Genomic DNA, 22,124 nt, shown 5'->3' on the forward strand with positions numbered 1-22,124 from the left:
GCCTGGTGTTGGCTCCAGGCCACTACGTCCGGTCTGTTATTGACGATGATGGACATAATGCCAGCGCAGAGCGGGTTGGGGCAGAAATGTTTGGTTGTATGGTTTTCCTGTCGGAGCGTGGCTTGTCCCGCGATCTGCCGGAAACCGGCAGCAAACCCATGCGACCTCGGCATATCAGGAAGACCTCATTTACCGGTTTTGCTGCCGCTACGCAGCAGATCGCGGGACAAGCCACGCTCCTACAGGTATCACGTGAACGGGCTTCACTGCGGCGTAGGCTGATCCAGCTGCTCCAGCATCCACTCCACGAATACACGAATCTTCGGCACTTCGGCCGCATGTTCCGGGTACGCCAGGTAGTAGGCGTCGCGGCTGGGGAGCGCGTGCGGCCAGGGAATGATCAGCTTGTCGTCTGCCAGCTCTTCCTCGACCAGAAACTTTGGCAGCAGCGCGACGCCGCAGCCGACCTGTGCCGCACGGATGCACATGTAAAAGGTCTCGAAGCGCGGGCCGTGGTAGCTGTGTTCGGTCTGATAACCCTGATCCTCGAACCATTCATGCCAGGCCTGCGGGCGATGGGCGTTCTGCAGCAGCACGAGGTCGGCCAGTTGTGTGGGGTCGGTGAAAGGCGTGTCGGGCAGGCTGCCCGGCGCGCAAACAGGGACCAGTTCCTCGCTGAACAGCTTCACGCTTTCTGCACCCGGGCGCGCGCCCTGACCGAAATAGAACGACATGTCGCAGCGGTTCTGCGCCAGATCGTCGCTTTCCTGTTCGTTGACCAGGTCCAGGTGTATGTGCGGATGACGCAGGCGCCAGCCTTTGAGGCGTGGGACCAGCCAGCGTGCGCCGAAGGTCGACGGCGTGGACACGCGCAGGACCTCGGTTTCGCCGCCGTAGGAGCGCAGAAAGTGCGTGGACATCTCCATCTGCGTGAGCACCTTGCGCACTTCGGCCAGGTATAACGCACCGGCGGGCGTCAGTTGCAGGCGTCGACGCACGCGCCTGAACAACAGGTGCTGGACGAGTTCTTCGAGTTGCGCCACTTGCTTGCTGACCGCACTTTGAGTGAGGTTCAGCTCTTCAGCGGCGCGGGTAAAACTCAAGTGCCGGGTCACCGCTTCGAAACATTGCAGTGCCGTGACGGAAGGCAGGTGGCGTTTGTTCAGCATATTCAGGCCTGTTAAGCGTCAGCATGAAAAAACGGAATGATATCTCGCTTAAACGTCGTTTGTTGGACTGACTGAGTCCAGCTATTACTAGAGCCTGACGCGATGACCCATGCCTGCACAGAATCCCACCATTGCGCATTCGTGTGTACGGCTCAACAGAATCCAGGAGAAATCATGCTTAACGACCTTCTATCCCGCCTCGGTGTCGACCCTGCCCTTTATCAGAAAGGCGACAAGCCTGTTCACACGCCGATCGATGGTAGCCAGGTCGCTTCGGTGAGTTGGGAAGGTGCCGCCGAAGTCGAGCAGCGCATCACCCGCGCCGAGCACGCGTTCGATGCCTGGCGCAAAGTGCCTGCCCCGCGTCGCGGTGAGCTGATTCGTCTGTTCGGTGAAGCCCTGCGCAAGCACAAGGCCGATCTGGGTGAACTGGTGTCCTGGGAAGCCGGCAAGATCACCCAGGAAGGTTTGGGTGAAGTGCAGGAAATGATCGACATCTGCGACTTCGCGGTCGGCCTGTCCCGTCAGATGTACGGCCTGACCATCGCCTCCGAGCGTCCGGGTCACCACATGCGTGAAACCTGGCATCCGCTGGGCGTGGTCGGCGTGATCAGCGCGTTCAATTTCCCGGTCGCGGTCTGGTCATGGAACACCGCGCTGGCACTGGTGTGCGGTAACTCCGTGATCTGGAAGCCGTCCGAAAAGACCCCGCTGACCGCACTGGCCTGCCAGGCGCTGTTCGATCGCGTTGCGGCTGAGTTTTCTGACGCGCCGCAGTTCCTGGCACAGTGCGTGGTCGGTGGTCGTGAAGCGGGCGAAGCGCTGGTGGACGACGCACGTGTTGCGCTCATCAGCGCCACCGGCAGCACGCGCATGGGCCGTGAAGTCGCGCCGAAGATTGCTGCCCGTTTCGCTCGCAGCATCCTGGAACTGGGCGGCAACAACGCCATGATCCTGACCCCGAGCGCCGACCTGGACCTGGCCGTGCGCGCCGTCCTGTTCAGCGCCGTCGGCACGGCGGGTCAGCGTTGCACCACGCTGCGTCGCTTGATCGCGCATTCGTCGGTCAAGGCCGAGTTCGTCGAGCGTCTGAAAGCGGCTTACGCCAAGGTCCGCATCGGTCATCCGCTGGAAGGCAATCTGGTAGGTCCGCTGATCGACAAGCAAAGCTACGAAAACATGCAGGAAGCGCTGGAACAGGCTCTGAGCGAAGGCGGCAAGGTGTTCGGCGGCAAGCGCCAGTTGGCAGACAAATTCCCGAACGCGTATTACGTCTCGCCTGCCATCGTAGAGATGCCAGAGCAAAGCGACGTCGTGCGCAGCGAAACCTTCGCGCCGATTCTGTACGTGGTCGGTTATGACGAATTCACTGATGCCGTGCGCCTGAACAATGACGTGCCACAAGGCCTGTCTTCGTGCATCTTCACCACCGACGTGCGTGAAGCCGAGCAGTTCATCTCCGCGCTGGGCAGTGACTGCGGCATCGCCAACGTCAACATTGGCCCAAGTGGTGCAGAGATCGGCGGCGCGTTCGGCGGCGAGAAGGAAACCGGTGGTGGTCGTGAATCCGGTTCGGATTCGTGGAAAGGCTACATGCGTCGCCAGACCGCAACCGTGAACTACTCCCGCGAGTTGCCGCTGGCGCAGGGTATTACCTTCGATTGATCCAGTAAGGTAAGTGCTGCCCGTTGTAGGAGCGCGCTTGCCCGCGATTGCGGAATGTCAGTAGGCGTCAACGTCTCTGAACCACCGCAATCGCGGGCAAGCGCGCTCCTACAAGTATTGCCCTGCAGCACATGGTTAATGATCGTGCCCACTCTCTGCGTGGGCATGGGAACGATCGGTAGACGTGTCTCTTTTCGAGGTTTTGCGATGCCGCTACGCGAAGAATGTCTGTGGGAAACGTTGACGCCGCAGAGGCCTGAGGCGCCAGCGTTGAAAGGGGAAGTGAGCGCCGATGTGTGCGTGATCGGCGCAGGCATCACGGGGTTGTCGGCGGCGATTCATCTGCTCGAACAGGGCAAGACAGTCGCCATCGTCGAAGCTCATCGCACCGGGCAGGGTGGCTCGGGACGTAACGTTGGGCTGGTCAACGCCGGGCTGTGGATTCCGCCTGACGAGATCGAGGCGGGTTTCGGTGAAAAAGTCGGCAGCCAGCTCAACACCATGCTCGGCAATGCGCCGTCGCTGGTGTTCAGCCTGATCGAAAAGTACGGCATCGATTGCCAGGCGACCCGCAAGGGCACGTTGCACATGGCGCACAACGCCAAGGGCGAAATTGACCTTCGCAGCCGCGAAGAACAATGGAAACGGCGCGGCGCTCCGATTGAGTTGCTCACCGGCAAGGCCTGTCAGGAAGCGACCGGCACGAAAGAAATCACCGCCGCCTTGCTCGACCATCGTGCCGGCACGATCAACCCGATGGCCTACACCAGCGGCCTCGCAGAAGCCGCGTCCCGTCTGGGCGGCCAGCGTTTCGACCACTCGCCGGTCAAGCGCCTGGAACGTCAGGGGCAGCGCTGGTGTGTGATCACCGAACACGGATCGGTCATCGCCGATCAAGTGGTGATTGCGTCCAACGCCTATACCGAAGGTGAATGGACCGACCTGCGTCGCAACTTCTTTCCCGGTTATTACTATCAGGTCGCCTCGGCACCGCTGACCGAAGACGCTGCGCAGCAAATCCTGCCCGGCGGCCAAGGCTCGTGGGACACTCGTCAGGTGCTGAGCAGCATTCGCCGCGATGCCGATGGCCGCCTGTTGCTGGGCAGTCTGGGTAACGGCAATCAAAAACCGACCTGGTTCCTGAAAGCGTGGGCCGACCGTGTGCAGCAGCACTATTTTCCGTACCTGAAAAAGGTCGACTGGGAATGCACCTGGACCGGCTGCATCGCGTTTACGCCCGATCATCTCCTGCGCATGTTCGAGCCTGCACCAGGACTGGTCGCGGTGACCGGTTACAACGGCCGTGGCAACACCACCGGCACGGTGGTCGGTAAAGCATTCGCGGATTATTTGTGCAGCGGCGATGCGTCTGTTCTGCCGATTCCCTTCGCCAGCATGCAGCCGCTCTCGGTCATTGGTTTAAGAAGCTCTTTATATGAGGCTGGCTTTTCGCTATACCATGCAGGGCAGTGCCTCAGAATTGTGATCTGAGGCGAAATATCTGTCATAAAACGACGCTTTTTCGCGCATCCACTAACCTGAAATGGTGCGTCCCGTAGCGGTCCCGCACCGACGGTGTGCAGTTCGGTGACGCAGGCTGTAACAACAGGGTTGTACAGGTCAGGTCGCTGTGGTTGCGCGGTTAACTCGGGAGGGTTGCTCTTTAAAAGTCGCAGGGTTGCACCTTGCGCGGTTTAGACGGTTGCACGCCCAGTAAAAAAGGGCCAGAAACAGTCGAATAACAACAAAACGACGACTTTTTTAAGAATAAAAAACCGATGGCACGCCACTTGCTCACAGCAACTCTGTGGTCGCAGTGCTAATTAAAAAACCTAGGAGCACCAACTCATGTCGCAGACGTTTTACAGGAAAGGCTTTCTGGCACTCGCAGTCGCTACTGCAATGGGTGCGGCTACTTTTGCGCAGGCTGACGTCAAGATCGGCGTTGCAGGCCCGATGACCGGCGCTAACGCCTCGTTCGGTTTGCAGTACATGAAAGGCGCTCAAGCAGCGGCTGACGCGATCAACGCTGCGGGCGGTGTCAACGGGGAGAAAATCGTTCTGGTTCAGGGCGACGACGCGTGCGAGCCGAAACAGGCCGTAGCGGTCGCCAACAAAATGGAGCAGGAAAAAGTTGCCGGTGTGGTCGGTCACTTCTGCTCCTCTTCGACCATTCCCGCTTCGGAAGTCTATGGCGACGCCGGCATCATCGCGATCACCCCGGGTTCGACTAACCCGCAGGTCACCGAACGCGGCCTGGAGGCCATGTTCCGTATGTGTGGCCGCGACGACCAGCAGGGCATCGTCGCTGGCGATTACATCGTCGACGTGCTCAAAGGCAAGAAAGTCGCCGTCATCAACGACAAAGACACCTATGGCAAAGGCCTGGCTGACGCCACCGCCAAACAGCTGACCGCTCGCGGCGTGAAGCCTGTGCTGGAAGAAGGTCTGACCCGTGGCGAGAAAGACTTCAGCGCCCTGGTCACCAAAATCCGTTCCGTTGGCGCTGACGTCGTGTACTTTGGTGGCCTGCATCCGGAAGCCGGTCCTCTGGTTCGCCAATTGCGTGAACAGGGCCTGAAAGATGTCAAATTCATGTCCGACGACGGCGTTGTGACCGACGAACTCGTGACCACTGCTGGCGGCGCTCAATACGTTGACGGCGTGTACATGACCTTCGGTGCCGACCCACGTCTGCTGCCAGACAGCAAGGCGGTGGTCGAGCAGTTCCGCAAGTCCGGTTACGAGCCTGAGGGCTACACCCTGTACGCCTACGCTTCGGTTCAGGCCCTGGCCGCTGGCTTCAACGGCGCCAAGTCGAACAAAGGCGAAGACGCTGCCAAGTTCCTGAAAGCCCACCCGGTCAAAACCGTCATGGGCGAAAAAGCCTGGGACAGCAAAGGCGACCTGAAGGTCTCCGACTACGTGGTTTACCAGTGGGACAAAGACGGCAAATATCACCAGCTCGAAAAGCAGAAGTGAGTTGAGCTCCTAGTCGGGAGCGGCGTGTCGCGGGCTTGGAACCTCGACACGACGCTGTCCGGTAATCGGTGCTGCCCTCGGGCAGCCCCGGATTTCTTCTGTTGCCATCGTGCCCGTCCCGCTATCTCTCACGAGGAGATTCCCGGTGCGCGCCAGGTTGGCCTTTCAAGTTCGTGAGCGTGCGTGATGGATGGTATTTTCCTGCAGCAAATGGTCAACGGCCTGACCCTCGGTTCTGTCTACGGCCTGATCGCCATCGGTTACACGATGGTTTACGGCATCATTGGCATGATCAACTTCGCCCACGGCGACGTTTACATGATCTCCGCCTACCTCGCAGCGATCGGCCTGGCCGTGCTGTCCTTCTTCGGTATCGAGTCGTTCCCTTTCCTGATTCTCGGCACGCTGATCTTCACCATCGTGGTGACCGGTGTGTACGGTTTCGTCATCGAGCGCGTGGCCTACAAACCGCTGCGTAACTCGACCCGTCTGGCACCGCTGATCAGTGCTATCGGTATTTCCCTGATCCTGCAGAACTACGCGCAGATCGCCCAGGGCCCACGCCAACAAGGCGTTCCAACCCTGCTCGAAGGCGCCATGCGCTTCGAGGTCGGCAGCGGTTTCGTCCAGATCACCTACACCAAAATCTTCATCCTGATTGCCGCGTTCATCGGCATGGGCGTACTGACCTACATCATCAAGTACACCAAGCTGGGCCGCATGTGCCGCGCCACGCAACAGGACCGCAAGATGGCGTCGATCCTGGGCATCAACACTGACCGGATCATTTCCTACGTATTCGTCATCGGTGCAGCCATGGCGGCACTGGCTGGCGTGCTGATCACCCTGAACTACGGCACCTTCGACTTCTTTGCCGGGTTCGTCATCGGGATCAAAGCCTTTACCGCAGCGGTACTCGGCGGCATCGGTTCGTTGCCGGGCGCGATGCTCGGCGGGTTGATCCTGGGGGTTGCCGAGTCGCAGTTCTCCGGTCTGATCAACTCCGACTACAAAGACGTGTTCAGTTTCGGCCTGCTGGTAGTGATTCTGATCTTCCGTCCTCAAGGCCTGCTGGGTCGCCCACTCGTGGCGAAGGTGTAACCATGTCTGCTCCTGTCAAACCCATCGATATCAAACAGAGCCTGATCGACGCGGTCGTTGCCGGCCTGCTGGCGCTCATCGTGTTCGGTCCCATTGTCGGCATCGTCCTCGACGGCTACGGCTTCAACATGCAACCGGGGCGTGTTGCCGCGCTGGTTGGCGTCGTCGTCGTCGGACGCTTCTTCATGAGCCTGTTCCTGCAGACGCCAAAAGGTCAGGCTATCGCGCAGAGCTTCGAAAGCTCGGGTTCCGGCGTGCATGTGCTGCCACCGGGTTACAAGACCCGCCTGCGTTTCATCATTCCGCTGATGATCCTGATCGCCGTGATCTTCCCGGTGTTCGCCGACAAGTACGTGCTGACCGTGGTCATCCTCGGCCTGATCTACGTATTGCTGGGCCTTGGCCTGAACATCGTGGTCGGCCTGGCGGGCCTGCTCGACCTGGGTTACGTGGCGTTTTACGCCATCGGCGCGTACGGTCTGGCGCTGGGTTACCAGTACCTGGGCCTGGGTTTCTGGTCGGCCTTGCCGCTGGCGGCCATTGCGGCGGCGTTCGCCGGTTGCATCCTCGGCTTCCCGGTCCTGCGCATGCACGGCGACTATCTGGCCATCGTGACCCTGGGTTTCGGTGAAATCATTCGCCTGGTGCTGAACAACTGGCTGTCGTTCACGGGCGGGCCGAACGGCGTGCCAGTGCCCTCGCCGACGTTCTTCGGCCTGGAGTTCGGGCGTCGGGCCAAAGATGGCGGGATTCCGATCCACGAGTACTTCGGCTTCGAATACAACCCGGACCTGAAATTCATCTTCATCTATGCCGTGCTGTTCCTCGTCGTGCTGGCCGTGCTGTACGTCAAACACCGCCTGACCCGCATGCCGGTTGGCCGTGCGTGGGAAGCCCTTCGTGAAGACGAGATCGCCTGCCGCTCCATGGGCCTGAACCACGTGCTGGTCAAGCTCTCGGCGTTCACCATCGGTGCCTCGACCGCAGGTCTGGCGGGGGTGTTCTTCGCCAGCTATCAAGGCTTCGTCAACCCGACCTCGTTCACCTTCTTCGAGTCGGCGCTGATACTCGCCATTGTCGTGCTCGGCGGCATGGGCTCGACCGTCGGTGTGGTCATCGCCGCGTTCGTGTTGACCGTTGCGCCTGAAATGCTGCGCAGCTTCGCCGAGTACCGCGTGTTGCTGTTCGGCATCCTGATGGTGCTGATGATGATCTGGCGCCCACGCGGCCTGATCCGTATCAGCCGTACCGGCGTACAACCACGCAAAGGCGTGCTGGCTAAAGTGGAGGGCGCGTGATGAGCGACGAAATCGTTCTTTCCGTCGAGAACCTGATGATGCACTTCGGTGGCATCAAGGCGCTCAGCGACGTGAGCCTGGAGGTGCGTCGCAACTCCATCTTCGCCCTGATCGGGCCTAACGGCGCCGGCAAAACCACCGTGTTCAACTGCCTGACCGGCTTCTACAAAGCCACAGGCGGGCGTATCGAACTCAACGCCCGTGGCAAGAAGACCAACGTCATTCAATTGCTCGGCGAGCAGTTCCGCGCCAGCGACTTCGGGTCGCCAAAACGCTTCGGCAGCCGGCTGTTTTACAAAATGTTCGGTGGCACGCACCTGGTGAACCGCGCCGGGCTGGCGCGTACCTTCCAGAACATTCGCCTGTTCAAGGAAATGTCGGTCGTCGAGAACTTGCTGGTGGCCCAGCACATGTGGGTCAACCGCAACATGATTGCCGGCATCCTCAACACCAAGAGCTATCGCAAGGCTGAAGAAGACGCCATGAACACGGCCTTCTACTGGCTGGAAGTGGTCGATCTGGTGGACTGCGCCAACCGTCTGGCCGGTGAGCTTTCCTACGGCCAGCAGCGCCGTCTGGAAATCGCCCGCGCCATGTGCACGCGTCCGCAGGTGATCTGCCTGGACGAGCCGGCCGCAGGTCTCAACCCACAGGAAACCGAAGCGCTGAGCAGCATGATTCGCCACCTGCGCGACGACCACGACATGACGATCGTGCTGATCGAGCACGACATGGGCATGGTCATGGGCATTTCCGACGATATCGTCGTGCTCGACCACGGCAACGTGATTGCCAAAGGCAAGCCGGAGCAGATCCGCAACGATCCGAAGGTGATCGCCGCGTACCTGGGTGCTGATGAAGAGGAGTTGGTATGAGTAAGCCGATCCTCGAACTGAAAGAGATCGACGTGTACTACGGGCCGATTCAGGCCCTGAAAAAAGTCTCGATGCACATTGATGAAGGCGAAACCGTCAGCCTGATCGGCTCCAACGGCGCGGGCAAGTCCACGCTGCTGATGTCGATCTTCGGTCAGCCACGTGCTGCCAGCGGCCAGATCATTTATCAGGGCACTGACATCACGCACAAGTCGTCGCACTACATTGCGTCCAACGGCATCGCGCAGTCGCCGGAAGGTCGTCGCGTGTTCCCCGACATGTCGGTGGAAGAGAACCTGATGATGGGCACGATCCCGATTGGGGATAAGCACGCGAGCGAGGACATGCAACGCATGTTTGAGCTGTTTCCGCGCCTCAAGGAGCGTCGCAACCAGCGTGCGATGACGATGTCCGGTGGTGAGCAGCAGATGCTGGCCATCGCCCGCGCGCTGATGAGCCGCCCGAAATTGCTGTTGCTGGACGAGCCGAGCCTTGGTCTGGCGCCGATCATCGTGAAGCAGATTTTCTCGACATTGCGTGAGCTGGCGCATTCCGGGATGACGATCTTCCTGGTCGAGCAGAACGCGAACCATGCCCTGAAGCTGTCGGACCGCGCCTATGTGATGGTGAACGGTGAGATTCGGCTGACAGGCACCGGTAAGGAGCTGCTGACCAACGAGGAAGTCAGGAACGCTTACCTCGGCGGTCACTGATTTTTCCAGCGGCTAATAAAGGCGCCCCGGGTGGATAACACTCGGGGCGTTTTTGTTTCAACGCATCACCCCCTGACTCAACCCAAAATCCCCGTAGGAGACGTCGTAACCTCCGACGTCTCCCACACGGATGTGCAACGTTCCTGAGTGAGTGGCGCGTCTGGTGACCTTTTTTTAAAAAGGTGCCAATTGTGGAAAACAATTTTGAGCAGCTCTCAAAGCGCGACAGTTAGCCGCTGCAAACGGTTGTTTTGTCACGGTTTTGACTTGTTCAGTTTTACTGTGGGCCTGGCTGTGAATAAGTTGGTAGTAGCTGGCTGGAGGCCTTTATTTACGTGGCCTGTGGCGTGCTGTTCAATATTTGATCAGCGAGTTCGGCCGGTATTTTCAGGCGATTTGTCAACGTTCTTCAGCCTGGTTTTTTATACAGTTTTTACAGTGTCCTGGCCTGTGGATAACTCTGTGTGCAACCGTTGGAAAGACCTTCGCAGATAGCGCAATCCCTAGGTTGCAGAGCGGGATCCTGTCCAACCGTGCAGGTCTCGGGCGAATTGCGTTGCAGATACGTTTCAGCGGGTCAAGTAAAAATGCCGTCCAGCATGCCCTCAGGCCCCGAGTGGCGCGGGTTGTGCGTCTTGGAGTTGCCCCCAGAGATTGTGGGTCTGGCTGTGGATAAGGTGGGCAAAACTGCCTGCAGGCCAGATGGCACAAGGCCTTGCCGTTTTTGGTTGTTTTTTGTACAGCGTGTGGGTTGTCTGATGATCTTTACGGCAGGCTTGATCCCGACCCGTCTGCGCGGGCATTCTCCAGAACTTTCCTACACGCAACGCAGGTTGCGTTTACTCCACGCTTATCTGATAAGCCCGCAACCCTCAGTCAGGAGAACGACATGACATCTACCGTGTTCATTACCGGTGCCACCTCCGGGTTTGGCGAAGCCTGTGCACGACGTTTCGCGGAGGCGGGTTGGTCGCTGGTGCTGACCGGTCGCCGTGAAGACCGCCTGCAGGCGCTCAGCGCCGAATTGTCGAAGCAGACCAAGGTTCACACCCTGACGCTGGACGTACGTGATCGCGCGGCCATGGAAAAAGCCATCGACGGGCTGCCGGCAGAGTTCGCCAAAATTCGCGGCCTGATCAACAACGCCGGCCTGGCGCTGGGGATCGATCCTGCACCCAAGTGCGACCTGGACGACTGGGACACCATGATCGACACCAACGTCAAAGGGCTGGTTTACACCACGCGTTTGCTGCTCTCGCGCCTGATCGCCTACGGCCGTGGCGCCAGCATCGTTAACCTGGGTTCGGTTGCGGGCAATTATCCGTACCCGGGCGGTAACGTGTATGGCGGGACAAAGGCATTTGTCGGTCAGTTCTCGCTGAACCTGCGCAACGATCTGATCGGCACTGGCGTGCGGGTGACCAACCTTGAGCCAGGCCTGTGTGAAAGCGAGTTCTCGCTGGTGCGTTTTGGCGGCGACCAGGCCAAGTACGATGCCACCTATGCGGGTGCCGAGCCGATCCAGCCGCAGGACATTGCCGACACGATCTTCTGGATCATGAACACCCCGTCGCACGTTAACGTGAACAACCTGGAGCTGATGCCGGTGAGTCAGACCTGGGCGGGTTTTGCGATTGATCGCAGCCGTGGTGAGACCCGGTAGCGTTAGCGGCTCAATACACGACTCGATACTGTAGGAGCCGGCTTGCTGGCGAACGCGGAGCTTCAGACACGAATATGTATCTGACACAACGCATTCGCCAGCAAGCCGGCTCCTACAGGTATCGGGTTGGTTTCAGCCTGACGATGTCCTGCGGGAGCGAATTCATTCGCGTGTAGGAGCGCGCTTGCCCGCGATGAGGTCGGTACATCCGCTGCAAACTCAGCGTCAGACAATCAGTCTTCGCGGGCAAGCGCGCTCCTACACATCCACGTTTGATGCGGTTGATCAGGCTTTGAAATATTCGGCCAGACCGATATAGCAGGTCGCCAGGTGATAAGGCGTGGTCGACGGCATGTCACTGCGGCTGATCTTGCCTTGGCTGTCCAGGCACTCGTTCCAGCCGGTTGGGTGCAGAAAGTGCTGCTGCAACGCATTCAGCTGGCGCGCCAGTAGCGCCTCACTGCCGGGACGCAGGGTCAGCGCTCGCAGGTATTCGGCTTGCGCCCAGATGCGTTGGGTGCCGTCCTTCACCGACCCGTCCACGTCCAGCATCGCAGCGACAGCGCCGGTTGTTTGATCCACCCCTTGTGCCTGCGCGTGGGCAAAGGCAGTGGTCAGCGAGCCATGCAGCGGTGTGCCGCGCAGGTGCTCGGACGATTCCAGCAGGTAGAACCACTCGAACTGATGGCCCGGCTCGGACCAGTTACCCACAGCGTCCAGCGGTTTCTCCAGCATCACCCCGTGCTCGATATCCACAAAGCGGCGTTGCATCGCTTCGGCGAGGTTATCCAGCGCGGCCAGCGTGTCAGCGTCTTCGCGCACGTCCAGCGTGGCGAGAAAGGCTTCCGCCAGGTGCATCAGCGGGTTTTGCAGCGGACCTGCGTCCAGCGACGACCAGTCTTCAGCCAAAACCGATTCATACAGGCCGTCGCCATCGGAGAAACGCTGCGCAACGACGTTGAGCGCAGCGTTGAGCACAGACTCCACCAACGGTTCGCGGACTTTCGCCCAATAATGTGCACAGGCGAAGACGATGAAGGCGTGGGTATAAAGGTCTTTACGGCGGTCCAGTGGGGCGCCTTGGGGATCGATGCTGTAGAACCAGCCGCCGTGTTCGGCGTCGTGGAAATGCCGTTGCAGGGAACGAAACAGCGCTGCGGCCCGGACGTCTGCATCCGGCACCTGCGGGTGACCCATGAAGCTGGAGAACAGGAACAACTGCCGCGCGCACGCCATGGCGCGATAACGCTGGGGCGCAAGCGGCTGATGCTGTGCGTCCAGCGCCTCGAAAGGCAGCGCCATCTCGGCATTCCAGCCCGGTCCCTGCCAGAGCGGGACGATCACATCCATGAAGTGTTGCTGCACGGCGCAAAACACAGCAGACAGTTCAGACTTGGCGCGAGGAAGAGAAACGTCAGGCATCGGATGGCGTCACGGCAGGGGCAAATTGCGCGACATGGTAGCAGGGGACGGGGATTTTGAGTCAGAAGCAGATCAATTGCAGGAGCGCGCTACTACTGGTTCAGGGTCTACCGCCAATGTGAAGGACTGCCTGGCTTTGACAGAGGGATCGGGCTGCTGACGACATCGATACTGAGGACAACATCAATACCTGTGGGAGCGAATTCATTCGCGATGCAGTGGCGCATCCGACACAGTTACATCGGCTGTACCACCGTCTCGCGAATGAATTCGCTCCCACGGAGGTTAAAGGTCAGGCGTAAAGTCCACTGTCGGACTTAACCTGCAAACAACCACACGCCGGTCGCCGCCGACAGCGCGCCAGCGATTCGCACGATCGGCGCGGCTGCGGTGGGCAGCAAGCGCACCACGGCGTAACCCGCCGCATGCAGCGCGGCGGTCGCGCCGACGAAGCCCATTGCATAACCCCACGGGCTGGACATTTCGGGCAGCTCAAGACCATGCGCCACGCCGTGGAACATCGCGAACAGCGCCGTGGCGGCCACGGCCATGAACAGCGGTGGACGCACGGCCAGTGCCACGGCCAGGCCCAGCGCAAACACCGAGGCCGCGATGCCGCTTTCCAGCGCAGGCAGTGCCAGACCTTCGAAGCCCAGCAACCCGCCGATCAGCATGGTACCGACGAAGGTGCAGGGCAGCGCCCAGCGAGCAGCGCCTTTCTGTTGTGCCGCCCAAAGCCCTACGGCAATCATCGCCAGCAGGTGATCGATGCCGCTCAGGGGGTGGCTGATGCCTGCGACAAGGCCGCTTTCGTCGTGGCCCGGGTGCGCGAAGGCCAATGCCGGGGCCAGTAACAGCGCGAGGGTGCTCAGGATTTTTTTGCCGTTCATCAATGATGTTCCTTAATGCGTTGAGGGAAAGAAATCACGCTGCTGTCAGCAGGCCCTGGCGCTCGATGAAGGCGATGATGTCCTCCAGGCCGTGACCGGTTTTCTGGTTGCTGAACACAAACGGTTTGTCGCCACGCATCTTTTTGGTGTCGCGGTCCATCATCTCCAGCGATGCACCCACCAGCGGCGCGAGGTCGATCTTGTTGATCACCAGCAGATCTGATTTGCAGATGCCCGGGCCGCCTTTGCGCGGCAGCTTGTCACCTGCCGACACGTCGATCACGTAGATCGTCAGGTCCGACAGTTCAGGGCTGAAGGTCGCGGACAGGTTGTCGCCACCGGATTCGACGATGATCAGGTCCAGGCCTTCGAAGCGGCGGTTCAATTGATCGACGGCTTCCAGATTGATGGACGCGTCTTCGCGAATGGCGGTGTGCGGGCAACCGCCAGTCTCCACGCCGATGATGCGTTCTGGCGCCAGCGCCTCGTTGCGCACCAGAAAGTCGGCGTCTTCACGGGTGTAGATGTCGTTGGTGACCACGGCGAGGTTGTAGCGCTCGCGCAGGGCCAGGCACAGGGCCAGGGTCAGGGCCGTCTTGCCGGACCCGACCGGACCGCCGATGCCGACACGCAGGGGTTGGCTGTTCATCAAATGCTCTCCGTTCATCTTCTTGTGCGTTTCGTGGTGTGGCCACTGCCATAAAAATCAGGATCGAAACAGTCGGCTGTACTGGCGCTCATGCGCCATGCTCGCCAGTGACAGGCCGAACGCGGCGCTGCCGATGTGTTCAGGGTCGAGTTCGGTCGCGTGTTGCTGAGCGCTCTGCAGCAGCGGGAGCAATTCGCTGGTCAGCCGTTGAGCCGCCTGTTGCCCCAGCGGCAGCGTCTTCATCAATACAGCGAGCTGGTTTTCCAGCCAGCTCCAGAGCCATGCTGCCAGCGCATCCTGTGGATGGATCTGCCAGGCGCGAGCCGCAAGCGCCCAGCCGAGCGCAAGATGCGGCTCTTCAATCTGTTGAAGGACGTCCCGCGCTGGCTGATCCAGCTCAGGCAAACCGGTGAGCAGTTGTTGCAACGAGTAACCCATCTGCCGGCTTTCCAGGTGCAGTTCGCGGGTTTCCCGGCTGGCGCGATGCTGTTCGCTCAGCAGCAGCAGGGTCGCCCAGTTTTCGTCGGCGGCAGCCGTGCAATGCGCCAGTAACAGCGGTGCTTCGAAGCGCGCCAGATTGAGCAGCAACTGATCGCCGATCCAGCGACCCGCGCTGGCCGGGTCGGTGACGATGGCATGTTCCACCGCCATCTCCAGCCCCTGGGAATAGCTGTAGCCACCAATGGGCAGTTGCGGGCTGGCCAGACGCAACAGCGCCCAGGCCTTGTTCATTTGCGTACGCCGAATTGGTGGATGCGAGGCGCATAGTTGAAGTCCTCTTCACCCGCGCGGGAGTGGTGATGACCGCCACCGTACGCGCCATGCTCCGGCTGGAAGGGGGCCTCGATGGACTCGGTGGTTGCGCCAAGCTGATCGAGCATGGCCTTGAGCACGTAGTCGTCGAGCAAGCGCAGCCAGCCGTCGCCCACTTGCAGCGCGACGTGGCGGTTACCCAAGTGATAGGCGGCTCGCGTCAGCTCGAAGGCGCTGCTGCAGGTCACGTGCATGAGTTGCTCGGGGCGCGCGCAGACTTTCACCACACGACCGTCTTCGGCCTTGAGGAAATCGCCGTCGCGCAACGGCGGCTGGCCGCGCTCAAGGAACAGGCCGACGTCTTCCCCTTCGGCACTGAAACAGCGCAGACGACTTTTGCTCCGGGCCTCGAAATTCAAAAGCAGCTCGGCGGCCCATTCAGTTTGGGGTTCGATTCGTTGATGAATCACCAGCATCGGAAAACTTCCAGCAATGTGCGATGCAATGTTTAGAGCAAGTGGCTTGCCAACTGACGGAGCGGTCAGAAATTGCCTACATACCGTGCGGGAGTGATTGAGAATGGGGCGGTCGGATGGAGTGTATTGGTGCGTGTGACTGAATTCGGCACCAATAAAGTGCGCTAACGGGGGAGGGCGTTCGCGGGCAACCGCGCCATGAAGATTGACCGCAACTCATGTAAGCCGGGCGCTTGCCCGCGGATCGATGAATTATTCGACGACCGCAGCCACTGACTCGCTGCTATCGCAAGCTGGTTCATCCGTAGGGGTGATGCAGCGCGAAGTCTTACTCAGTACTGCCAAGCCCCTGCCAGCGTTTGGCGCCGATAAAGATGAAGCGCAATTGCTGCGTGATCTTCGCGCGCGGGGTCAGGTGCTCGGCGAGCGTGACGGGCGGTGGGTCGATGAGTTCGGGCAGCATCGCAAACACGCTTTTGACCACAAGGTCTGCCATGACCGAGAGGTCGTCGGTGTTCAGGTGCTGGAATTTGGCCATCGACGCCAGGTCAGTCGCCAGGTCGGCGATGATCGCCTCACGCAACGCGCCCAGTGCCTGGCGGACTTTCAAGGAGCCGCCATATTGCTCGCGCGCCAGAAACAGGAACTGGGAGCGGTTGGCGGCGACCACATCGAGAAAGATGCGAACCGAGGCATCGATGATGCCGCTGTTGATGTTCTCGTTATGCCGCACCAGGCGGATGGTTTCACGAAAGGTCTGGCCGACCTCGCTGACCAGTGCCAACCCGAGGTGATCCATGTCGTCGAAATGACGATAGAAACCGGTCGGCACGATGCCGGCGGTCTTGGCCACCTCGCGCAGACTCAGGCTGCCAAATCCCCGGCCGCTCTCCATCAATCCCCGGGCTGCATCGAGCAGGGCATGGCGGGTCTGCTGTTTCTGTTCGGCGCGGGGGAGCATTGGATGACGGGTATCTGAATAAAGAATGGTCAGCACTCTAACAAATGCGTTTGCGTTGCGTCGAACCGGGTTTCGGTGCGCGTGACCCTTGGCATGAAAAAGCTGGGCATGAAAAAGCCCGGCATCAGGGCCGGGCTCGTTCGCAGTGACGGGCGATTCAGGAAACGCGCTGGTATTGCTGCACCAGGCGATCCGGGCCGTTGTCAGCAACGCGCTGATAACGGTGCGCCAGGCTGTTGCAGTTTTCTTCGGCAGCCACGCGTTGATACTGGTTGATCAGGCGATCCGGACCGTCTTGCGCCAAGGTAGGCAGACCCACTTGCTGGGCAGCTTTCACTTCGCCGAGTACGGGCTGTTCGCTGGCAGGCATGGCGAACGCGCTCGAGGCGAGGAGGGAAAGAGTCAGTGCGATCAGTTGGCGTTTCATGGACGGTGCCTCTCGAAAGGGCGGGTAAGTGAACATGTGGCCAATTTTACGGGCGCACAGGATTTAAAGAAGTTTAAAGAGCTGATGGTGACCATCGACAGAATTGATTCAGGCGGCAAAGCCTTCAAGGACGGGGCTTTGCGCCAGGGGGCACACCGCGCTCGCGGCCATTTTCAATCACGCGAGCAGGTTGCCAGGGAACTTTATCGCCATGGATTTCCGGATTTCATCAAACCCACGGGGCTTTTGTCAGTCGAAGGGCTAAGACGTATGAGACGCGCCCAGGACGGGGCGTCGGTATTTGGGGAGAAAACGCAATGACGCGAGGCCGCAAGATTTTCGCCTGGACGGTTGGCATTCTGCTGCTGTTACTGGCTGTTCTGATCATTGTTATCGCGACGTTCGACTGGAACCGGCTCAAGCCGACCATCAACGAAAAGGTGTCTGCCGAGCTGCACCGGCCGTTTGCCATTAACGGCAATCTGGCCGTGCTGTGGCGCCGAGAGCCGGATGAAGGCGGTTGGCGCGCCTGGATCCCTTGGCCGCACATGTCGGCCGAAGACATCGCGTTGGGCAACCCCGAATGGTCGAAGAACCCTCAAATGGTGACCCTCAAACGCGTAGAGATGCGTTTGGCGCCACTACCGTTGCTGGCGCAGCGCGTGGTGATCCCTCGCATTGACCTGACCGAGCCGAACGCCAGGATCGAGCGTCTGGCGGATGGTCGCGCGAACTGGGTATTTGATCTGCCAAAAAGCGACCCGAACGCCACACCTTCCAGCTGGGTGGTGGACATCGGCTCCATCGGGTTCGACAAAGGCCTGGTCAGCTATAACGACCAGATGATCAACACCTCGGTCGACGTGGTCATCGACCCCTTGGGCAAGCCGATCCCGTTCAGCGACATCGTGGGCAGCGGCGAAGCGAAGAAGGTGTCGGACAAGGGCGCGTCAGCGCAGGACTACGCCTTTGGCTTCACCGCCAAAGGTCAGTACCACGGCCAGAAGCTCAACGGCAGCGGTAAGGTCGGCGGCTTGCTGGCGCTGAAGGACGCGGCCCTGCCGTTTCCGGTGCAGGCGGATGTGAGCGCCGGCAACACGCGGGTGGCGGTCGCTGGCACGGTTACGGATCCCCAAAATCTGGGCGAGCTGGACCTGCGTCTGAAACTCTCGGGCGACAGCCTCGGCAATCTGTATCCGCTGACGGGCGTGACGCTGCCCGACTCGCCGCCGTATTCCACCGACGGGCGCTTGATCGCCAAGTTGCACGACCCGGCGGGGGCTTCCTTTCAGTACAAAGGCTTCAACGGCAAGATCGGTAACAGCGATATCCATGGTGATCTTGGCTTCGTCGCCAGCCAGCCACGGCCGACGCTGACCGGCGCGCTGGTGTCCAATCAGCTGTTGATGGCCGACCTCAAGCCGCTGATCGGCGCTGATTCCAACGCGGAGCAGAAAACCCGTGGCGGCGCGAGCAAGCAGCCGACAGACAAAGTGCTGCCGGTCGAAGAGTTCAAGACCGACCGCTGGAGCGCCATGGACGCGGACGTCGAGTTCACTGGCAAGAAGATCGTGCAAAGTGCCGAGTTGCCCTTCACTGACCTTTACACCCATATCGTTCTCAACGACGGTCAGTTGAGCCTGGAACCCCTGCGCTTTGGCGTGGCGGGCGGCAAGCTGGACGCCGACATCAAGCTCAATGGCCACAGCCAACCGCTGGAAGGTCGGGCGAAGCTCTCGGCGCGCAACTTCAAGCTCAAGCAGCTGTTCCCGACCTTCGAGCCGATGAAAACCAGTTTCGGTGAGTTGAACGGCGACGCCGACATAAGCGGTAAAGGCAATTCCGTTGCGGCGTTGCTGGGTACAGCCAATGGCGAGATGAAAATGGTCGTCAACGACGGTGCCGTCAGCCGGGGACTCATGGAGATCGCCGGGCTTAACGTTGGCAACTACGTGGTGGGCAAGCTGTTCGGAGACAAGGACGTGAAGATCAATTGCGCGGCGTCACATCTGGGCATCAAGGACGGTCTGGCGAAGACCAACCTGTTTGTCTTCGACACCGAGAACGCGATCATTTACGTGGACGGCACCGCGAATATGAAGACCGAGCAGCTGGACATGAAGATCACGCCGGAATCAAAGGGCTTCCGTGTCTTCTCGCTGCGTTCGCCGCTCTACGTACGCGGGCCTTTCATCAAGCCGAGTGCGGGTGTCGAGTCAGGCCCGTTGCTGTTGCGTGGCGCTGGCATGGTGTTGTTGGGCGCGGCGGTCGGGCCTGCTGCAGGTCTGCTGGCGTTGGTCGCCCCGAGTGGTGGTGAGCCTAACCAGTGCGCCCCGTTGCTGGAGCAGATGCGCGCAGGCAAGGCGCCCAAGACGGTGAAGTAAAGCCCGGAATACTTGCGCCGATCCTGTAGGAGCGCGCCTGGTCTGAGCCGCATCCGGACGACGTCGGCGTGTCAGACACAGTTTGTTCACTGACAGATCGCAGTCGGGGACAAGCGCTCCTACAGGGATTTGTATCCAGCCCTTCACCCACAAAAAAGCCAGGACATCGGTCCTGGCTTTTGCATTGCCGTTAGGGCATTACAGCCCGTCGAGAATGTCCGCCATGTCGTCGGCGTGTTCTTCTTCCTGAGCCAGAATCTCTTCGAAGATGCGACGTGTGGTCGGATCCTTGTCGCCGATGTACTGAATGATCTCGCGATAGCTGTCGATGGCGATGCGCTCAGCGATCAGGTCTTCGGTGACCATTTCCTTCAGCGTGTTGCCCGCCACGTACTGCGCGTGGGAGTTCTTGGACAACAGGTCGGGATTGAGTTCAGGCTCGCCGCCCAACTGCACGATGCGCTCGGCAAGTTTGTCGGCGTGCTCGGCTTCCTGCTCGGCGTGCTCGAGGAACTCGGCGGCAGCCACCTGCGCTTTTACGCCTTTGGCCATGTAGTAGTGGCGCTTGTAGCGGAGCACGCAGACCCATTCGGTTGCCAACGATGCATTGAGCAGGCGAATAATTTCTTCGCGGTCGCCATCGTAGCCTTCGGTCACGGCACCGTTTTCAACGTTGTGACGCGCGCGCTCGCGCAAGGTGCTGATATCGGTTAAATGCACATCGCTCATCATTCATCTCCAAGTGCTGATCCGGTTTTAGCCGTCTCGCTCTTGATGCGCCGGTCGCGTGGACCGACGCCTGGCAAGATCGGGTCTTAAGGTGTGAGTGGTGGGCGGCGGGAAAAGTTTGATTTGTTTACCGACTTACATCGCCCGCTCGTTGGCCTCACGCTGCTCGCAGGTCATGAAGCCCTTGCTGTCTACGCGGTCGTTGGCGCCGAACGTCACGTAATAGGCCTGCTGATGACCTTCTTTGTTGAGGATGTAGTTGTTGCAGGTGCCCGGGTGAACCTTGCGATGCACGCGAGTGGAAGGTTCGCCGCCGATGGTCAGCACCTGCTGCTCGGTCATGCCGTCTTCCACCTGCTTGACCAGCGGCTCGTTGCGATACGTCGCGTAGTCCACAGGATTTTGCAGGGTTGTCGACGCACAGCCAGCCAGCGCGGCCATTGCAAACAGTACTGCCAGAGATTGCTTGTACATAACCGGTCACTCCACAGAAAGGCCCTCATTGGCCCGTTGCATGTATGAGCATCGGTCCATTGAAAGAGTTCGATTGAAAGATGGCGATGGGGCATTACTTCGGCTGTCATGATGGATGAATGGTTTGCGGCTAACGTTTATCTGTTCGGCGATCAATGTGGGTGGCCGAACGCTGTGCCTGTGGGAGTGAATTTATTCGCGATTGGCCGGATTAGCCGATAGAGGTTCGTCGCCTGGCCGACCTCATCGCGAATGAATTCGCTCCCACGGGGTGATCCGTCTTCGACATAAGGACTCAAGTCGCCCATGACGCAAGAACAGGCCACGCGGTATCCGATTGTGCTGGTACCCGGTTTGCTGGGGTTCGTGAAGCTGGTGGTCTATCCGTATTGGTTTGGCATCGTCACCGCCTTGCGGCGCGGCGGGGCGACCGTCATTCCGGTAATGGTCTCTGCGGTCAATTCCACCGAGATCCGTGGCGAGCAGTTGCTGGCTCGAATCGAAGAAATCCTGCGGGAAACCGGCGCCGCCAAGGTGAACTTGATCGGCCACAGCCAGGGGGCATTGACCATTCGCTACGTCGCAGGCGTGCGTCCGGATCTGGTGGCTTCGGTGACCTCGGTTGCCGGGCCTAACCACGGCTCTGAACTGGCCGACTACCTCGAAGAGCATTTCCCTCAGAGCACCGTGCGCGGACGGTTGGTCAACGCGGCGATTCGCCTGACCACGCTGGTGCTGGGGGTGCTGGACACCGGGTATCGCGGCACCCGGCTGCCTACCGACGTCGACGCGGCTCACCACTCGCTGACCACCACCGGCGTCGCCCGATTCAACAAGCTGTTCCCGCAGGGTCTGCCTAAAACCTGGGGCGGGCAGGGTGACGAACTGGTCAACGGGGTGCGTTACTACTCCTGGTCGGGGACGCTGCAACCCGGCCGTACCGATCGCGGGAAGAACCTGTTCGATACCACTAATCTCACCTGCCGAATATTCGCTCGCACGTTCAAGAAAGAGCGAGGTCAATCTGATGGCATGGTCGGGCGGTTCAGTTCCCATCTTGGCACCGTCATCGGTGACGACTTTCCGCTCGACCATTTTGACATCGTCAACCAGCATCTCGGTCTGGTGGGCAAAGGGGCCAATCCTGTGGGGTTGTTTCTCGAGCACGCCAGCCGCTTGAAAGCTGCCGGTCTTTGACTTTATGAGACGTAGTTCGTGATCAGTAGGCCCCAACGGGTCGCTAAGGAAGTGATGCGATGAGCGATAAAGAACTGTATGAGATCGAGTACACGCTGGCCGGTGAACACCATGTCGATGTGATCGAGGACCTTGACGTGCCGATTATCGAGGTCGTCCACGAACTGGCGCTAAAGCACCACGTAGCGTTGGATGACGATCCGCTCGATGCCGGTAATCCCCATGTGGATCTGCCCCATGTCGCGGGCATCACCGACGTGTCGATTCACAGTGCCGAGGCCGCTGAAAAAGCCTGA

The 22,124-nt window shown here is 59.9% G+C and carries 22 protein-coding genes; 12 read left to right on the forward strand and 10 right to left on the reverse strand.

Annotated features, from left to right (window positions below; all coding sequences use genetic code 11):
• Positions 1-263: 263 nt before the first annotated feature.
• Positions 264-1,169 (reverse strand): LysR family transcriptional regulator, encoded by a 906-nt coding sequence (locus tag BLS87_RS08095; RefSeq protein WP_074751872.1) that lies wholly within the window; start codon positions 1,167-1,169, stop codon positions 264-266.
• Positions 1,170-1,343: 174 nt separating this feature from the next.
• On the opposite strand from BLS87_RS08095, the gene amaB reads away from it, so the two are divergent.
• The 8 genes from amaB to BLS87_RS08140 all read left to right on the forward strand — a co-directional run bounded on the left by amaB (position 1,344) and on the right by BLS87_RS08140 (position 11,466).
• Positions 1,344-2,834 carry an L-piperidine-6-carboxylate dehydrogenase gene (amaB, locus tag BLS87_RS08100; protein WP_074751874.1) on the forward strand — a complete coding sequence of 497 codons (1,491 nt, stop codon included), beginning with the start codon at positions 1,344-1,346 and terminating at the stop codon, positions 2,832-2,834.
• Between the two features lie 207 nt (positions 2,835-3,041).
• Positions 3,042-4,325, forward strand: coding sequence for an L-pipecolate oxidase (gene amaA / locus BLS87_RS08105; protein WP_074751876.1), 1,284 nt, complete (start codon positions 3,042-3,044; stop codon positions 4,323-4,325).
• 357 nt (positions 4,326-4,682) lie between these two features.
• Positions 4,683-5,816 carry an ABC transporter substrate-binding protein gene (locus tag BLS87_RS08110; RefSeq protein WP_074751878.1) on the forward strand — a complete coding sequence of 378 codons (1,134 nt, stop codon included), beginning with the start codon at positions 4,683-4,685 and terminating at the stop codon, positions 5,814-5,816.
• Positions 5,817-6,002: 186 nt separating this feature from the next.
• Positions 6,003-6,917 (forward strand): ABC transporter permease subunit, encoded by a 915-nt coding sequence (locus BLS87_RS08115; protein ID WP_074751880.1) that lies wholly within the window; start codon positions 6,003-6,005, stop codon positions 6,915-6,917.
• Between the two features lie 2 nt (positions 6,918-6,919).
• Positions 6,920-8,215: a high-affinity branched-chain amino acid ABC transporter permease LivM gene (gene livM, locus BLS87_RS08120; protein WP_074751882.1), complete on the forward strand. Its 1,296-nt coding sequence runs from the start codon at positions 6,920-6,922 to the stop codon at positions 8,213-8,215.
• Positions 8,215-9,090: an ABC transporter ATP-binding protein gene (locus BLS87_RS08125; RefSeq protein WP_074751884.1), complete on the forward strand. Its 876-nt coding sequence runs from the start codon at positions 8,215-8,217 to the stop codon at positions 9,088-9,090. The genes livM and BLS87_RS08125 overlap by 1 nt, the downstream gene beginning before the upstream one ends.
• Entirely contained in the window at positions 9,087-9,803 is a 717-nt protein-coding gene (locus tag BLS87_RS08130) for an ABC transporter ATP-binding protein (protein ID WP_074751886.1), read from the forward strand. Before BLS87_RS08125 ends, BLS87_RS08130 begins: the two co-directional genes overlap by 4 nt.
• A gap of 889 nt (positions 9,804-10,692) precedes the next feature.
• The gene (locus BLS87_RS08140) at positions 10,693-11,466 is read left to right on the forward strand and encodes an SDR family oxidoreductase (RefSeq protein WP_074751888.1); all 774 of its coding nucleotides are present in this window, start codon (positions 10,693-10,695) and stop codon (positions 11,464-11,466) included.
• A 285-nt stretch (positions 11,467-11,751) separates the two neighbouring features.
• Here the strand turns inward: BLS87_RS08140 and BLS87_RS08145 are convergent, their stop codons facing one another.
• The 7 genes from BLS87_RS08145 to BLS87_RS08175 form a co-directional block, all read right to left on the reverse strand.
• Complete coding sequence (locus tag BLS87_RS08145; protein WP_074751890.1) at positions 11,752-12,888, reverse strand: AGE family epimerase/isomerase; 1,137 nt, start codon at positions 12,886-12,888, stop codon at positions 11,752-11,754.
• Positions 12,889-13,205: 317 nt separating this feature from the next.
• The gene (locus BLS87_RS08150) at positions 13,206-13,778 is read right to left on the reverse strand and encodes a HupE/UreJ family protein (protein ID WP_074751892.1); all 573 of its coding nucleotides are present in this window, start codon (positions 13,776-13,778) and stop codon (positions 13,206-13,208) included.
• 34 nt (positions 13,779-13,812) lie between these two features.
• Positions 13,813-14,427: an urease accessory protein UreG gene (gene ureG / locus BLS87_RS08155; protein ID WP_062378949.1), complete on the reverse strand. Its 615-nt coding sequence runs from the start codon at positions 14,425-14,427 to the stop codon at positions 13,813-13,815.
• 57 nt (positions 14,428-14,484) lie between these two features.
• Positions 14,485-15,159, reverse strand: coding sequence for an urease accessory protein UreF (locus BLS87_RS08160; RefSeq protein WP_074751894.1), 675 nt, complete (start codon positions 15,157-15,159; stop codon positions 14,485-14,487).
• A complete protein-coding gene (gene ureE, locus BLS87_RS08165) occupies positions 15,156-15,656 on the reverse strand; it encodes an urease accessory protein UreE (RefSeq protein WP_074751896.1) in 501 nt (166 codons plus the stop codon). The genes BLS87_RS08160 and ureE overlap by 4 nt, the downstream gene beginning before the upstream one ends.
• A 328-nt stretch (positions 15,657-15,984) precedes the next feature.
• Positions 15,985-16,617, reverse strand: coding sequence for a TetR family transcriptional regulator (locus tag BLS87_RS08170; protein WP_074751898.1), 633 nt, complete (start codon positions 16,615-16,617; stop codon positions 15,985-15,987).
• Positions 16,618-16,774: 157 nt separating this feature from the next.
• On the reverse strand, positions 16,775-17,044 hold the full coding sequence (locus BLS87_RS08175) for a hypothetical protein (RefSeq protein WP_074751900.1): 270 nt from the start codon (positions 17,042-17,044) through the stop codon (positions 16,775-16,777).
• Positions 17,045-17,080: 36 nt separating this feature from the next.
• Between BLS87_RS08175 and BLS87_RS08180 the strand changes: the two genes are divergently transcribed.
• Both BLS87_RS08180 and BLS87_RS08185 read left to right on the forward strand, forming a co-directional pair.
• On the forward strand, positions 17,081-17,365 hold the full coding sequence (locus BLS87_RS08180; protein WP_074751902.1) for a hypothetical protein: 285 nt from the start codon (positions 17,081-17,083) through the stop codon (positions 17,363-17,365).
• Positions 17,362-19,428 (forward strand): AsmA family protein, encoded by a 2,067-nt coding sequence (locus BLS87_RS08185; RefSeq protein WP_074751904.1) that lies wholly within the window; start codon positions 17,362-17,364, stop codon positions 19,426-19,428. Before BLS87_RS08180 ends, BLS87_RS08185 begins: the two co-directional genes overlap by 4 nt.
• Positions 19,429-19,626: 198 nt before the next feature.
• On the opposite strand, the gene BLS87_RS08190 is transcribed toward BLS87_RS08185, so the two are convergent.
• Entirely contained in the window at positions 19,627-20,157 is a 531-nt protein-coding gene (locus BLS87_RS08190) for a ferritin-like domain-containing protein (RefSeq protein ID WP_074751906.1), read from the reverse strand.
• A 135-nt stretch (positions 20,158-20,292) separates the two neighbouring features.
• Positions 20,293-20,631 (reverse strand): osmotically-inducible lipoprotein OsmE, encoded by a 339-nt coding sequence (gene osmE, locus BLS87_RS08195; protein ID WP_074751908.1) that lies wholly within the window; start codon positions 20,629-20,631, stop codon positions 20,293-20,295.
• Between the two features lie 306 nt (positions 20,632-20,937).
• Here osmE and BLS87_RS08200 point away from each other — a divergent pair, with 306 nt between their 5' ends.
• Together BLS87_RS08200 and BLS87_RS08205 are read left to right on the forward strand one after the other, a co-directional pair.
• Positions 20,938-21,828 (forward strand): esterase/lipase family protein, encoded by an 891-nt coding sequence (locus tag BLS87_RS08200; RefSeq protein ID WP_074751910.1) that lies wholly within the window; start codon positions 20,938-20,940, stop codon positions 21,826-21,828.
• 59 nt (positions 21,829-21,887) lie between these two features.
• On the forward strand, positions 21,888-22,124 hold the full coding sequence (locus BLS87_RS08205; protein WP_074751912.1) for a hypothetical protein: 237 nt from the start codon (positions 21,888-21,890) through the stop codon (positions 22,122-22,124).

The organism is Pseudomonas abietaniphila (genome assembly GCF_900100795.1).
GTDB classification, from domain to species: Bacteria; Pseudomonadota; Gammaproteobacteria; order Pseudomonadales; family Pseudomonadaceae; genus Aquipseudomonas; species Aquipseudomonas abietaniphila.